The sequence below is a fragment of the Planktothrix paucivesiculata PCC 9631 genome (assembly GCF_900009265.2).
Classification (GTDB): Bacteria; Cyanobacteriota; Cyanobacteriia; order Cyanobacteriales; family Microcoleaceae; genus Planktothrix; species Planktothrix paucivesiculata.
Map to the genome: position 1 here is coordinate 152,249 of NZ_LR734982.1, position 14,533 is coordinate 166,781.

The following is a 14,533-nucleotide window of genomic DNA, read 5'->3' on the forward strand; positions in this document are numbered from 1 at the left end:
GGGATATTGAATACTCAAAATAATCGCAATTCTTGACAAGAATGCTTTGCTAATGTTGTATCAAAAAAATTTATTTGGCTTGGCGACCATTATGCGTCCCCTGCTCAATTGGAGTTGTCGGTTATTGGGATTACCGAGTCTGAATGAGTTAGAAGCTAACCTCCTAGCAGAAACGATCAAGATTGAGCAGATGAAGCAACAGCAGAATGCTCTTTATCGTGTGATTAGCAAAATTCGAGCCTCTTTAGACATTGATTATATTTTTCGCACGACAACTAAAGAAACCTGTAAACTTTTAGGAGTGGAACGGATTGCCGTTTATCGTTTTTATGAAGATTGGGGCGGAGAATTTGTCAGTGATTTTGAATTTGCTGAAGCTGGTTGGATCGATCAGGAAAGTTTAGGAAAAAATACCGTTTGGATTGATACTTATCTTCAACAAAATCAAGGAGGGCGGTATCGAGACAATCAAACTTTGGTTGTTTCTGATGTGCTGAAGACTGAATTATCCCAATGTCATCTCGATGTTTTACAACAGTTTGGTATCCAAGCCTATGCAACGGCTCCTATTTTTACGAAACAAAAACTTTGGGGAGTTTTAGCGGCTTATCAACATTCAAAACCTCGGCAATGGCAAAATTCAGAGGTAGAATTTTTAGCTCAAGTTGCCACACAGTTAGGGTTTGCTGTACAGCAGGCCGAATTATTAGCTCAATCGGAACAAAAAGCCAAGGATTTACAAGAAACCAGCGAACAACAGCAGATTTTATTAACTGTAATTGCAGCAATTCGGGAATCTTTAGATTTAGATATTCTATTCAAAACCACAGCCAGAGAAGTTCTTAAAGCCCTTAATGCCGATCGCGTAGGAATCTTTCGTTTTGATCCAGAAACCAACTATTGTTCCGGTCAATTTGTTTCAGAGAGCGTTTTACCAATTTATGATTCTGCTTTAATTATTCCGGTTAATGATCGATGTTTTGGAGAAAAATATGCCCTTGATTATCAACAGGGCCGAATGCAAGTTTTAAACAATATTTATGAATCTGGGTTGAAAGATTGTCATCTTAAAATTTTAGAAAAATTTCAGATTCAAGCCCATATTGTTTCGCCTTTAATGAAGGGTGAAATACTCTGGGGATTACTCTGTATTCATCAATGCGATCGCCCCCGTCAATGGACACAAACCGAACTCCAATTTGTCAAGCAGTTAGCGGCTCAATTCAGTATTGCCCTGAGACACTCGGATTTATTAGTTCAAACTCGTTCCCAAGCCGAACAATTAAACCTAACCCTTAAAGAACTGAAAACCGCCAATTTAAAATTAGAAAACCTGGCTCGCAGAGATGGGTTAACGGGTATTGCTAATCGTCGTTATTTTGATGCCTTTTTGCACAAGACTTGGACAATAGCTAGAAACAATCATCAATATTTATCTCTGATTTTATTTGATGTCGATTATTTTAAACTTTATAACGATTTTTATGGACATCCCGCCGGAGATCAATGTTTAATTAATATTGCCCGATCCGTGCAAAAGATCCTACGCTCAACGGATCTTTTAGCTCGGTATGGCGGAGAAGAATTTGCGGTGATTTTACCCAATACCAGTCCGGATCAAGCCTATCGTGTGGCTGACAACATTCAGGCGGTGGTCAGAAACTTAACGATTTCCCATGTCAATCTTCCGACGGGAAAATCCATCGTTACAGTCAGTCAGGGAATTTCCAGTCAAATTCCCCGAGCGGATCAAATTCCCCAAGACCTCATCACCGAATCCGATCAAGCCCTCTATAGTGCCAAAAAACAAGGACGAGATCAATGGGTTTCCTGGGTGCAACCCTTATCAGTGATCAGTTAACAGTTATCAGTGATCAGTTAATAGTGATCACTGATCAGTTATGAGTTAACAGTCATCAGTGTAGAGACGTGCCATGGCGCGTCTGTATCAGTAATGGACAATAGACAACGCCCCAATCACTCATAAACGTAAAATTCTGTAACAATTATTACAAATTTAATCTTTTCTTCGGGATCACAGGTTAGGCTACAGATATGAAGACAAATTCAACTATCTGATCTCAATAGGAGGTCTGCAAATGGTATCCTCTCCTGTCAGAATTAATCCCGCACCGACTCCAGCCTATATTTGTCCCTACGATCGCACCTGTAGCTATTTGGGACAAGCGGCGGTTGAGTTAGATCTCGATGACAATGTGCTGGTGGTGTTACAACAACCCCGCAAAGTTGTCACCGTCTCAATTCCCGTCAAACTCGATAACGGTAAAGTTGAGGTATTAGCCGGACATCGTGTGCAACATTGCGATGTACTTGGCCCCTATAAAGGCGGTTTACGCTATCATCCTTCGGTGAACTTGGGGGAACTCTCCGCCCTAGCGATGTTAATGACTTGGAAATGCGCTTTATTGGGAATTCCCTACGGGGGTGCTAAAGGTGGCATTGGCTTTGACCCCCACCAATATAGTATTAATGAGTTAGAACGGATCACCCGTCGCTACGCGAGTGAACTGATTAAAGATATTGGGCCAGAAACCGATATTCCCGCGCCCGATGTGGGAACTTCCGCTCGAGAAATGGCTTGGATTATGGATACCTATTCGATGAACATGGGACGGGCCGTGTTGGGGGTGGTAACTGGAAAACCCCTATCTATTGGTGGGTCAAAAGGACGGGAAATGGCAACCGGACGGGGTGTGATGATTACCGTGCGCGAAGCCTTAGCCGAACAGGGCAAATCCCTCGAAGGTGCAGCGATTGTGATTCAGGGTTTTGGAAAAGTCGGCGCGGCGGCGGCGCAATTGTTTTATGAAGCCGGGGCAACGGTCTTAGCGGTTTCTAATGTCCATGGTGGGATCTATTCAGAAAATGGCCTAGATATTCCTGCCCTGCAAGCCTACGCAGCCCAAAACAATCATGATATTACAGGATTTCCTGATACTGAACCGATTAGCAATGCCGAATTATTAACATTAGCTTGTGATGTGTTAATTCCGGCAGCTATGGAAGATCAAATTACCGAAGAAAATGCCCATCAAATTAAGGCTAAAATGATCGCCGAAGCAGCGAATGCCCCGATTACGTTATTGGCGGATCAAATGTTAGAAGCTCGGGGAATTATGGTTTTACCTGATATTCTCGCTAATGCGGGCGGCGTGGTCGTCAGTTATTGGGAATGGGTACAAGGTCAATCCTTTGTCTTCTGGGATGAAGAACGGGTGAATCATGAGATGGAACACCTGATGGTACAAGCCTATTCTCGGGTGAGTGAGCGAGCCAAAAAACGGGGGGTTTCCATGCGATTAGCAGCCTATACTTTAGGCGTTGGTCGAGTGGCTCAAGCCTTAAAAGATCGGGGTTTGTATCCTTAATTAGTTTACGCTTAATCAGGACTTACACATGAGGCTCAAGAAACCGGGTTTCTGCGTAAGTCCTGATTAAGATGAAATTCGAGATGTTGCTGAAAAGTTTGTGTTAGCTAACTGGTATGACCCGAAAGTGACAATGCAATTTTTTAATGACTCTTGAACGTTTAACAAAGCAATTGGTTAACTTGGCTGCTAGTTTATCACTGGAAACCCTTGCCATTTTCTGTGCCAGGTATTGAGTTCGGAAAAAGCCGATGTTTGTGTAAAAAAAGACTAAAAAATAAGCTTGACAAAAAGCCTGAAGTTCTTATCTCCTAAAGGTTACAAGTCTTTGCGCGAGAGAAGAGACAGACGCCACCGCCCACCGCCGCCCACCGACTCCTCCGATCCGACGAACGCCACCAACAACGGGAAGTGGCCCACAGGGGCTGCTTCTCGATCATAAGTTAGGTCTTCGTAGTACAACCACTTCCCTTTTACGCGCCAACCGACGCGATCGCCAAACTTAAACCACAACCCCTGATTATACTTTCTTGTGCCTCCCAGACTCTGGTAAATTTCCTTCTGAACACTAAAACCAAACTTACCGTTACTATAATCCAGCCAAAGTTGGTTAATGGTGCGTAAATCTTCACAGGGTAAATTTTCTAGGTCTTCTGGGTCAAGCCATTGCCCTTCTTCCTTACGCACCGTTTGAAGCATCATACGATAGGTTTCTTGATCGGCTTCTTTCCACTGTTTATTTTTCAGATAGTTTTCTAACTGCTGATATCTTTGCTTTTGTAATGTTGTTTCAATTGTTAAATCAACTTTTATGAGTGATTCTTTGAGGCATTCATCGGCTAGTTTAACCGCTTCTTGATTCCCGATTTTTAATAATTTACGAATTAAATTAGTCGGATTAACTTGAGCGCAATACAGTAAAATTGTTTCCTTCCACCAGGAATTTTGCCAATGGTTTAGCAATAATTCTTCTTGTTTTTTTGTTTTGATTTCTGCTGCTGCTAAATAACCTTGAAAACTCAAATGAGCAAATTCGTAATTCTCATCATGCTTGACAATCAATTCGCTCACATCTACGATTTGATTCAAAAAATCCGAAGGGGCTACATTTGGAAAATCTAGGCTTTGGAGGTGAGTAGAAATCTGAGTTTCTAACGCCTGCCGTTCAACATTGGGCTGGTTCTGCACGACCAAAGCCAATGCCAGTTTTTGCAGCACCTGTTGACTTTCTGGGAAAGGCACTAACATATCAATGCCTCTATATCGGGGTCGGTCTTTAAGTTGTAGGGTGAAGATATCTTGATATAATTCGCTGCGTTGTTGTGGCAGTTGTTGACCCGCATAACTACGGTGCAGGTTTGCCATAATGTTCAATAGCAGAGGGTTTTTAGCTAAAATCTCTAGTTCGGGGCGTTGGTGAAGCTGTTCTAGGAGATTAGCAGCATTGTTGTCAGCTATCCGCTTAACTTCTGGTATCTTGCTCCCAGGCCTAGCACAGCGTTCTTGAGCGAAATACCATTGTCGGACGAATCGTTCTCTTTGGTTAGCATTGAAGGGTTTAACAAAAAGCTTGCAACTTGGTGGGTTTGCTGCAATATAATCTTTATAACCTGCGGGGCGTGAGGTCAGGATAAACACCGCTTTTTGATAATCCGTCATTTGCTTGTCAAGCCATGTACTGACAGGTCTACGCCATTCGGGTTTGACTTCATCAAATCCATCAAACATAACCAGCATTTTCCCGTCTTTTAGCTGTTTTTTTGCCCACTGGGGCGGTAATTTTAGGTTAGTCCCTTCTGGCAAACTAGGAATGTGATGCTTTTCAATCAGACTGGGTAAATCTAGGTTCTGTTCAGTGGCGATCACTTTTTGCCATTTGCGGAGGGGTAACAGGACAGGCAAAAATTCAGGTGCTTTGTATTGGCGATGGCGACGTTCAGCATAGGTAGAGGTAATATGCTTGAGTAGCGTCGTTTTTCCGTAGCCACCCCAAGCCAAGATTGCCATACGACTGTAAACGGGATATTGCTTAACTTTCGCTAATAAGTCCCAAATTGTCAGTTCATTTGGTGCGCTTCCCTGTATTAGTTCTGAATCTTCTCGACGAAAACCAGCCGGCATCGGCAGTTCTTCTCCACTGATTACTCTGAGAAAATCACCACTGAGTTCTAATGGGACAAAAACATCAGATAGTAGAGGAACAAATGACCCGCGACTGTAGCCTTCGGTGCGATATTCACAGCAAGCACTTCCCTGACAGCGCAAATACTTATCCTCTGTCCCCGCCAGTTGCCACTGAATCGTCTGATCCGCACTCTCCAACCAACCCATCAGGGAATCAACATCTTTCCTGCCCCGTTCTTGATAAACTTCTCGCAAGCGCGTCAAAAAACTTTCAGTATAAGCAGCCCAAACGCCTGTTACGACCATTACGGGAAACATCAACAACGCTTGTAGCCATTCTCTTTGGAGAAGAAAGGAAACAAATGCAAATCCACTTCCTCCGATCGGCATTAACTGAAGGAGGGTTTGGGTAAAGCCTTGAACAATTTTACGCGCCTTGGTTGCTTCTACTTCTCCTGATGCAGGCAGATTTTTCTCTGAATCTTGTGACCGTTGCTGATCGCTCATTTTTCCCCAGAATCAAGCTATTTTTTAACCAAGTCTTTCAGTTGCCTCACTTGTCGTTCTAACTCAGCCATCCGTTGGGTCAACGGTATGCTATCAACACAGCCGATGTATTGAGCGATCGCACTCCATCGAACTCACATTAACATAATATTTTTGATAATATTAAATAATCAGCGACATACCTTGACAAACACCTAATAGCACTTCCGCAAAAATGAGGATTTCAAGGGATTGAAATGATTGAAGGTGGTTTTAACCATTCTTTATCGAATTTTATCTTAGACTGAGTTTTCAATCTCCCATGTTATTTTATAAACCATGAATATTAAAAATCCACCACAATCATGGCTTTAAAGTTTATCTCCATTCCCCCTGAAACTGGCAAACCCCCTCAAGGCTTAATTGTGCTGATGCACGGTTGGGGAGCAAATGCAGAGGATCTCACCTCCCTGGCTCCGATGTTGCGTTTGAGCGACTATCAATTTATCTTTCCCCAGGCCCCCTTTCCCCATCCTCAAGCCCCGATGGGACGGGCGTGGTACGCCTTAGAAACCCCCGAATATGAAGGATTAGCCGAAACCCAACAGCAGGTTAAGGAATGGTTAGAATCCTTAGAAGCGAGTACCGGAGTTCCCCTGTCCCGAACTATTTTAGGGGGATTTTCCCAAGGGGGGGCGATGGTGTTGGATATGGGACGTTATTTCCCCTTAGCGGGTTTAATTATTTTAAGTGGTTATTTGCATTTTTCCCCCGAACCTTTAGACCATGATTTACCCCCGGTATTAATTGTTCATGGAAAACAAGATCCGATTGTGCCAATAGAAGCCGCCGGGCAAGCCAGGAATGCCTTTGAACAGTTGGGGGCAAAAGTTCAGTACCAAGAATTTAATATGGGTCATGAAATTCGACCCGAGGTTTTAGGCTTAATAAGAAGTTTTGTAATAGATTCGATACCACAATCAACCTAATAGCCTTAGTATAGAGATGGAGTTATCCATTAATGGAAACTCCGCCAGTCATAATCACAGCAAATGCAATTCACGGGAGGTTTAACTCATGGCAACCTTGACTCTATCCTCACCGAATATGGCAAATCTAACGGCCGATGATGTGGCGCAACTGGCTGCGCGTCTGGAACGAGATGATTATGATAATGCCTTTGAAGGACTCAATGATTGGCATTTGTTACGCGCGATCGCATTTCAACGTCCTGAGCTAGTGGAACCCTATGTTTACCTGCTCGACCTTGAAGCCTATGATGAAGCCTAACCCTTTATCGTCTTCAGGTGACAACTCGATTAACGAACAGAAATGATTTTGCCTTCCACCTTGAACAAGCATATTTTAGTTGGAATTAGTGGGGGCATTGCAGCTTATAAAGTCTGTGAAATTGTTTCAACTTTAGCAAAAGCTGGGGCTGATGTGCGCGTGATCTTGACCGAATCAGCCCAAGAATTTATTACTCCTTTAACCTTTGCGACTCTCTCCCGTCATCGGGCCTATACGGATCAAGAATTCTGGCAACCAACTCACGGCCGTCCGCTACATATTCAGTTAGGGGAATGGGCGGATGTTTTTTTGATTGCACCCCTAACAGCAAATACCTTAGCTAAATTAGCCTCGGGATTTTCCGATAATTTACTCACCAATACGGTTTTAGCCTCTAGTTGTCCGGTGTTACTCGCTCCAGCCATGAATCGGGAAATGTGGAAACAAATTTCGGTACAACGTAATTGGCAAACCCTATTTTTAGATCCTCGGTTTCATGGGATTGCCCCCAGCGATGGAATTCTTGCCTGTGATCTGCCCGCCACAAGCCCAGGCAATTCCTCTAAGCAAGGGGCTGGAAGAATGGCTGAACCAAAACAAATATTAGCTCATATTAATTCTTTATTAAATACCAAAGGTAAACGAGATTTAATTGGAAAACAGATATTAATTAGTGCGGGCGGAACCCGGGAACATCTTGATCCGGTGCGGTTTATTGGCAACCCGTCAACTGGTAAAATGGGACTGGCTTTAGTACAGGCGGCGATTCATCGAGGCGCCTCAGTCACCTTTGTCCATGGCCCGATGAATACGGAATTAGTCGCAAATTTACCCGAAGTGGAGTTAGTCTCCGTCACCAGTGGGGAGGAAATGTATCGGCAGATGCTGACAGGATTTCCCCAAGCGGATATAACGGTGATGGCGGCGGCCGTGGGGGATGTGAAACCGGCTGTTTATAGTCAGGATAAATTACCCAAGGCTCTTTTACCCACGGAACTGCCATTAGAACCTATTATTGATATTGTCGCAGAATTGGGAAAAATTAAACAACCCCATCAAAAATTAGTCGGATTTGCCGCCCAAACCGGAGAAATTGTTAGTCCGGCGGAAGATAAATTACATCGAAAAAATTTAGATGTTATTGTTGCTAATCCTATCGATTTACCTGATGCTGGATTTGGCAGTGAAACCAATCAAGGGATATTATTAAGTCGTCAGGGACAGAAGTTAGAAATTGGGGCTTGTAGCAAGTTAAACTTAGCCCATCAGCTATTTGATTTTATAGCAGACAATAGACAATTAACTGATAACTGATAACTATGCTAACACCTCATAATTCTCGGTTTTTAGCAAAAAATAGAGTTTTCCGTGTTGATGATCAGAGCAGTTTTGTTAAACAAACAGAAGCAGAATTGCAACAACAAAAGCTAGATTTTCAGGTAGTTAACCGAGCGCTGGCGGTATTAAGTGCTTGTACTCAAGCCGTGATTCGCGCTACCGATGAAATAACCCTCCTGCAAACCCTTTGCGAGTTAATTACCCAAGAAGCAGCCTATCGGATGGCTTGGGTGGCTTACGTTTGCCATGATCAGGTTAAAAGCGTCAAAGCGATGGCTTGGGCTGGCTATGAAGCCGATTATTTAGAAACCCTAAATATTACCTGGGCGGATACCGAGAGAGGTAGGGGCCCCACGGGACAAGTAATTCGTTCTGGACATCCGGTGGCCTGCCAAAATATGCTCAATGACCCCAATTTTGCCCCCTGGCGTGAAGCGGCCCAACAGCGCGGCTATCAATCCTCCTTAGTGCTTCCTATGTTTAATAATGGCGAAGTATTTGGGACTTTGAATATTTACTCCGCCGAAGCCTATGCTTTTAATCCCAAAGAAGTCGAACTATTAACACAACTTACAGATAGTCTGAGTTTTGGAATTATAGCATTACGCGCTGAACAATCCCTGCGAGAAAGCGAACAACGCTATCGTTTATTAGCGGAAAATATTAGTGATTTAGTGTGTCTTCATGATCGGGATCGTCGTTATCTCTACCTGAGTCCTTCCTGTGAATCTTTGCTAGGTTATGGTTATGACGAATTAATTGGAAAAGACCCGTATATTCTATTCCATCCTGATGACCGAGATCGCATTTCCGAAGAATTTCGCGCTGCAATTTTAGGTAAAAACAATATTTCTATAACCTATCGCATTAGTCAGAAATCAGGAAACTATATTTGGTTAGAAACTTTAACAAAACCAATTTTAAATGAGGCGGGTAAGGTCGTTCAAATTCAAACAACTTCTAGGGATATCACGGAGAGAATTTTAGTCCGAGAGCGTTTCAAATATGAAGCCCTACACGATACCCTAACGGGTTTACCTAATCGTAATCTCTTGATGGAAAGGTTGAAATTAGGGATTAACCGAATTCACAATTTTGAAGGCTATCACTTTGCCCTTTTATTTCTCGATCTCGACCGATTCAAAGTGATTAATGATAGTCTAGGGCATTTAGTAGGAGATCAGTTATTAATTGCTGTCGCCCATAAGTTTCAGTCAATTTTGCGCTCCACCGATCTTGTGACTAGAATGGGTGGTGATGAGTTTGTAATATTATTAGATGAAATTAAAGATATTCAAGAAGCAATTAGAGCGATTGAGAATATTTTTCAAGCATTAGCTTGCCCATTAATCGTCGAAGAAAGGGAAATTCATATAAGTACAAGTATTGGGATTGTGTTTGGGACAAAAGACTATATTCGAGCCGAGGATTTGCTCCGAGATGCCGATATCGCCATGTATCGGGCTAAAAAGAAAGGGAAGGCAAGATATGAAATTTTTGATCGAGAAATGCACGCGATCGCTATTAATAGACTACATTTAGAAAACGATCTTCGTGGAGCCATCAAGAAACAGCAATTTTTAGTGTATTATCAACCAATCATTGATATTTTCAATCATCGCCTAATAGGATTTGAGGCCTTAGTCCGTTGGCAACATCCCACTCGCGGATTTATTTCTCCCGCAGAATTTATTCCTTTAGCCGAAGAAACTAACTTAATTGTAGCGATTGATAGTTGGATGTTATCTACAGCCTGTCAACAACTCGCAACCTGGAACAAAAAATTTCCCAGTTGTCAACCTCTGAAGATGAGTATTAACCTTTCTGCTCAGGATTTTCGCAAAGTTAATTTAATCGAAGAAATTGATACTATTTTAAGAGAAACAGGTTTAGAAGGGAATACAATCACGTTAGAAATTACAGAAAGTATGCTCATTGAAGATATCAATAAAACCATAGATTTATTGACGAAAATTAAGTCTCGAAATATTCAGATTAGTATTGATGATTTTGGTACGGGATATTCCTCTCTTAATTATCTTCATCGTTTTCCTATAGATAATTTGAAAATTGATTATTCCTTTGTCAGTCAGATGCAGGAAAAAAACCGTAATTATCAAGTTGTTAGTAGCATCATTGATTTAGGTCATCACCTGGATTTAGTTATTGTGGCTGAAGGGATTGAAACAGCCCAACAAATGCAATGGTTACGAGCAATGGGTTGTGAATTGGGTCAGGGTTATTTATTTTCCAAACCTTTATCTCCTCAAGAAATTGAAATCAAATTTTTAAAATAAATATATAATACAGCACAGGTTGATCAGGATTGCGTGCGATCGCTTATTCTTCATCCGCCAAATAATCAACCCTCAAAACCACTTCTAAATTAAACGGACATTCATCAGGAAAAACATTAACTTTTAATTGAGTTTCTGTTGCTGCATCCCGACGCGCATCTTGATAACATTCTGCAAAAATTTCTTGACTGTATGCCTTTAAACTGGGGCTATCTTTAAACAAAATTAATAAACTTCGTCGATGCTCAACAATTTTACTCCTCCAACTTTGAGATCGTTTATTCGGTTGATATTTATATTTAAGTAAGTGCATTAACAAAACTGTTAAATTACTTTGAACAGAGCGTTTTTCACTCCTTCCCATACTTTCTAACTCGGCAATTAAATTTTGAAGATCAATCTCTTGAAATTGGTTATGATGTAATTGTTCTATAGTTTTCTGAATCCATAAATAATAATCTTGTTCATAAAGAGTTAAATCACTTGACTCTCTTTGAGATAACTGAGGATTCATAAAAAAATCACCTCTAAACACTCATGTCTTGTATAGTTTAACTTTTTTTGTTAGATGAGGAGCGATCGGTTATAATAAAACTAACCCTGATCCTATTTTATTATTTTTATTGAGATTGAAGGAGGTAGAATAATGGACAAGCCGAAATTCTGCAAAGGTCAAAAAGTTGGTGTTTATAGTCCCAATAGTGTAAGAATCATCTATGAAGTTGATAAAAGATGGTGGACAGGAGCTAGTTGGGTATATAACTTTGTACATTGTGATACTAAAAAGCCTGTTTATATCTATTTTTCTAATGGTGGTTTTACCCGATATCAACAGCAAGAAAGATGGTTACGTTTGGAAATCCCTCTAAAAAATTATCAATAGACTCTCCTGCCTCTAAATAGTCAAATAGCGTTTGTATGGGAACTCTTGTACCTATAAATACTGGAGTTCCCCCCCCCATAATTTCAGTAGATATACTAATTATAGATGAATTCTCAGACATGATTTTAGCCTCAAATTAGATTAATTGTTTAAGTATCGCTTATAATTATACTAACTCCATCCCTCCCCTTAACTATGATTCCCATTACCTTAGATGACAATAAACTTAAAGATGCTCTAAAACAGGCGATTCGAGAACTGATTCAAGAGGATCAAAAAATGATTTCTAATTTAATCGTGGAAGTCATAGAAGATATTGCTATTGAAAATGCGATTAAAGAAGGAAAAACCACTGAAACAGTTAATCTTTTAAATCCCTATCAAAAAACCGAAAAAAACTTAAAACTTAACGTAACTCTTAAAAAACCATCTGAACAGCAAGCTGTACAAGCGCTAGATGAATTTGACCAAGCGGTTAAGCAATTTTTAGAGGAAACAGATATAACACGGGAAGAATTAGCTGAAGCTTTAGATTTAAGTCAACCCTTAAAATGATGCACTTAGTTGTTGATGCTAATATTTTAATTTCAGAGTTGTTGAGGCACAGGGGGAAGGAGTTAATTCAAAATCCTTCTATAATTTTATATGTGACCGAATCTGTTTTATCAGAAACTTCTTATGAATTGAGAAAACGAATTAATGCTATTATTCATCGAAAAAGTGCATCTGAAATCATCGGTCAAGCATTATTAGAATCGGCACAAAATGTGATTAATACTAAAATTAATATTATTGAAAAATCAGTTTATATTCACCTGGAAACAGAAGCCAGAAATCGTATTCCTAGAGATCCCAACGATTGGTCAACGGTTGCTTTAGCATTAGTGATGAATGTGCCAATTTGGACGCAAGATTGTGATTTTTTAGGTTGTGGTTGTCCAACGTGGACAACAGAAACATTACTGACTCAACTTACAGTAGCGTAAATGATTACCAATAAAAATAAACCCGATTTCTTCAAGAAATCAGGTTTATGAAATCAATATTTGATAATTAACTAATTGCCAATTTTAGGCGCGGTCACTGAGAGGAATTTCCATTTACTCGGTTTAACTTCTGGCGTTTTTTGCGCTAAAGTCGGAACAGAATTACGAATTAATGCCGTTAACTGTGTGGTCGTCGAATCATAGACTTGAGTTAATATTTTGGGATATAATCCAATCCCAATAATCGGCACCAATAAACAGGCAATGATGAACACTTCCCGGGGTTCGGCATCTACCAGTTTTTCGTTTTTAACTAACTCTTTATTCTCGGGGCCGTAGAGAATTTCACGCAACATCGACAGCAGATAAATTGGAGTTAAAACCACTCCAATGGCGGCTAATAAAATCACAATGACTTTAAAAGTTGGGTTATAGGCATCGCTAGTGGCAAACCCAATAAACACCATTAACTCGGCTACAAATCCACTCATCCCCGGCAATGCTAAGGATGCCATACTGCAAGCTGTCCACATGGCGAAGACCTTTTTCATCTTGATACCAACACCACCCATTTCGTCCAACATTAAAGTATGGGTGCGGTCGTAGGTACAGCCGACTAAAAAGAATAAACTTGCCCCAATTAACCCGTGGGAAACCATTTGTAACATCGCCCCACTCATGCCAATATCGGTGAAGGATGCCATCCCAATTAACACAAACCCCATGTGGGAAATTGACGAATAGGCAATTTTTCGCTTGAGGTTTCTTTGGGCAAAGGAAGTGAAAGCGGCATAGACAATATTAACCACCCCCAAAATTACTAAAATCGGCGCAAATACCGCATGGGCATCGGGCAACATTCCGACGTTCATTCTTAGTAACGCATATCCTCCCATTTTTAACAGAATGCCTGCTAGTAACATATGGGCGGGGGCGGTGGCTTCTCCATGGGCATCGGGAAGCCAAGTATGGAGGGGAAAAATGGGTAATTTCACCCCGTAAGCTATTAGGAACCCACCATATAATAACAGTTGTAAATTCAGGGGATAATGTTTGGCGGCGATCGCTTGCATATCAAAAGTGACCGTATCCCCAAAGAATGCCATGGCCAGGGAACCCACCAAAATAAATAGCGAACCTCCTGCTGTATAAAGAATAAATTTTGTAGCAGCATAGAGGCGTTTCTTGCCGCCCCAAATCGATAGAATTAGGTAAACCGGAACTAATTCTAATTCCCAAACTAAAAAGAACAGCAACATATCCTGTACCGCAAAGACAGCAATCTGTCCGCCGTACATTAATAACATCAGAAAATAGAATAATTTCGGTTTGAGGGTGACCGGCCAAGCGGCTAAAGTCGCTAAAGTGGTGATAAATCCGGTCAAAATAATTAGGGGCATGGATAACCCATCGGCGCCCACTGACCAATTCAAATCAATTTGGGGAACCCAAGTATATTTTTCTACGAGTTGTAACCCTGGGGTCTGGAAATCGTATCCCGTATTAAAGCCATAAATGAGAATAGCAAAATTGATCAGTCCCACAATTAAAGCGTACCATCTCACCGTTTTTCCATCTTTATCGGGAATAATTGGAATCAGTAAGGCGGCGATAAGTGGAAATAAGATGGTAATTGTTAGCCAAGGAAAATGTTCCATAAATCAAGCACTAAATGAAGGAATTATTAAGCTATAGCAGGGGGAGGAGGAAGGAGGGCAGGGGGAGCAGGGGGAGCAGGGG

13 protein-coding genes are annotated in these 14,533 nt (G+C 41.2%); 9 read left to right on the forward strand and 4 right to left on the reverse strand.

The window, feature by feature from the left end; translation table 11 throughout:
• The first annotated feature begins 52 nt into the window (after positions 1-52).
• Positions 53-1,861, forward strand: a complete 1,809-nt coding sequence (locus PL9631_RS00725) for a sensor domain-containing diguanylate cyclase (protein ID WP_197046206.1) — start codon at positions 53-55, stop codon at positions 1,859-1,861.
• 238 nt (positions 1,862-2,099) lie between these two features.
• Positions 2,100-3,389: a Glu/Leu/Phe/Val family dehydrogenase gene (locus PL9631_RS00730; protein WP_083616131.1), complete on the forward strand. Its 1,290-nt coding sequence runs from the start codon at positions 2,100-2,102 to the stop codon at positions 3,387-3,389.
• A gap of 318 nt (positions 3,390-3,707) precedes the next feature.
• Here the strand turns inward: PL9631_RS00730 and PL9631_RS00735 are convergent, their stop codons facing one another.
• On the reverse strand, positions 3,708-6,020 hold the full coding sequence (locus tag PL9631_RS00735; protein ID WP_083616132.1) for a GUN4 domain-containing protein: 2,313 nt from the start codon (positions 6,018-6,020) through the stop codon (positions 3,708-3,710).
• Positions 6,021-6,364: 344 nt separating this feature from the next.
• Between PL9631_RS00735 and PL9631_RS00740 the strand changes: the two genes are divergently transcribed.
• From PL9631_RS00740 to PL9631_RS00755, 4 genes are all read left to right on the forward strand, one after another.
• On the forward strand, positions 6,365-6,988 hold the full coding sequence (locus PL9631_RS00740; protein ID WP_083616133.1) for an alpha/beta hydrolase: 624 nt from the start codon (positions 6,365-6,367) through the stop codon (positions 6,986-6,988).
• Positions 6,989-7,076: 88 nt separating this feature from the next.
• Positions 7,077-7,289 (forward strand): protein IsiD, encoded by a 213-nt coding sequence (gene isiD, locus PL9631_RS00745; protein WP_083616134.1) that lies wholly within the window; start codon positions 7,077-7,079, stop codon positions 7,287-7,289.
• Positions 7,290-7,331: 42 nt separating this feature from the next.
• On the forward strand, positions 7,332-8,603 hold the full coding sequence (gene coaBC / locus PL9631_RS00750) for a bifunctional phosphopantothenoylcysteine decarboxylase/phosphopantothenate--cysteine ligase CoaBC (RefSeq protein WP_197046207.1): 1,272 nt from the start codon (positions 7,332-7,334) through the stop codon (positions 8,601-8,603).
• Positions 8,604-8,608: 5 nt separating this feature from the next.
• Entirely contained in the window at positions 8,609-10,924 is a 2,316-nt protein-coding gene (locus PL9631_RS00755) for a bifunctional diguanylate cyclase/phosphodiesterase (RefSeq protein ID WP_083616135.1), read from the forward strand.
• A 43-nt stretch (positions 10,925-10,967) separates the two neighbouring features.
• Here PL9631_RS00755 and PL9631_RS00760 read toward each other — a convergent pair whose 3' ends face one another.
• Complete coding sequence (locus PL9631_RS00760; RefSeq protein ID WP_083616136.1) at positions 10,968-11,438, reverse strand: DUF29 domain-containing protein; 471 nt, start codon at positions 11,436-11,438, stop codon at positions 10,968-10,970.
• Between the two features lie 132 nt (positions 11,439-11,570).
• Between PL9631_RS00760 and PL9631_RS25965 the strand changes: the two genes are divergently transcribed.
• Positions 11,571-11,807, forward strand: a complete 237-nt coding sequence (locus PL9631_RS25965; RefSeq protein WP_197046230.1) for a hypothetical protein — start codon at positions 11,571-11,573, stop codon at positions 11,805-11,807.
• Here PL9631_RS25965 and PL9631_RS00765 read toward each other — a convergent pair.
• Complete coding sequence (locus PL9631_RS00765) at positions 11,743-11,928, reverse strand: DUF433 domain-containing protein (RefSeq protein WP_083616137.1); 186 nt, start codon at positions 11,926-11,928, stop codon at positions 11,743-11,745. The genes PL9631_RS25965 and PL9631_RS00765 overlap by 65 nt on opposite strands.
• A gap of 74 nt (positions 11,929-12,002) precedes the next feature.
• On the opposite strand from PL9631_RS00765, the gene PL9631_RS00770 reads away from it, so the two are divergent.
• Positions 12,003-12,362 carry a hypothetical protein gene (locus tag PL9631_RS00770; RefSeq protein WP_083616138.1) on the forward strand — a complete coding sequence of 120 codons (360 nt, stop codon included), beginning with the start codon at positions 12,003-12,005 and terminating at the stop codon, positions 12,360-12,362.
• Positions 12,359-12,793 carry a PIN domain-containing protein gene (locus PL9631_RS00775; RefSeq protein WP_197046208.1) on the forward strand — a complete coding sequence of 145 codons (435 nt, stop codon included), beginning with the start codon at positions 12,359-12,361 and terminating at the stop codon, positions 12,791-12,793. The genes PL9631_RS00770 and PL9631_RS00775 overlap by 4 nt, the downstream gene beginning before the upstream one ends.
• 71 nt (positions 12,794-12,864) lie before the next feature.
• On the opposite strand, the gene PL9631_RS00780 is transcribed toward PL9631_RS00775, so the two are convergent.
• A complete protein-coding gene (locus tag PL9631_RS00780; protein ID WP_083616140.1) occupies positions 12,865-14,451 on the reverse strand; it encodes an NAD(P)H-quinone oxidoreductase subunit 4 in 1,587 nt (528 codons plus the stop codon).
• Between the last annotated feature and the right edge of the window lie 82 nt (positions 14,452-14,533).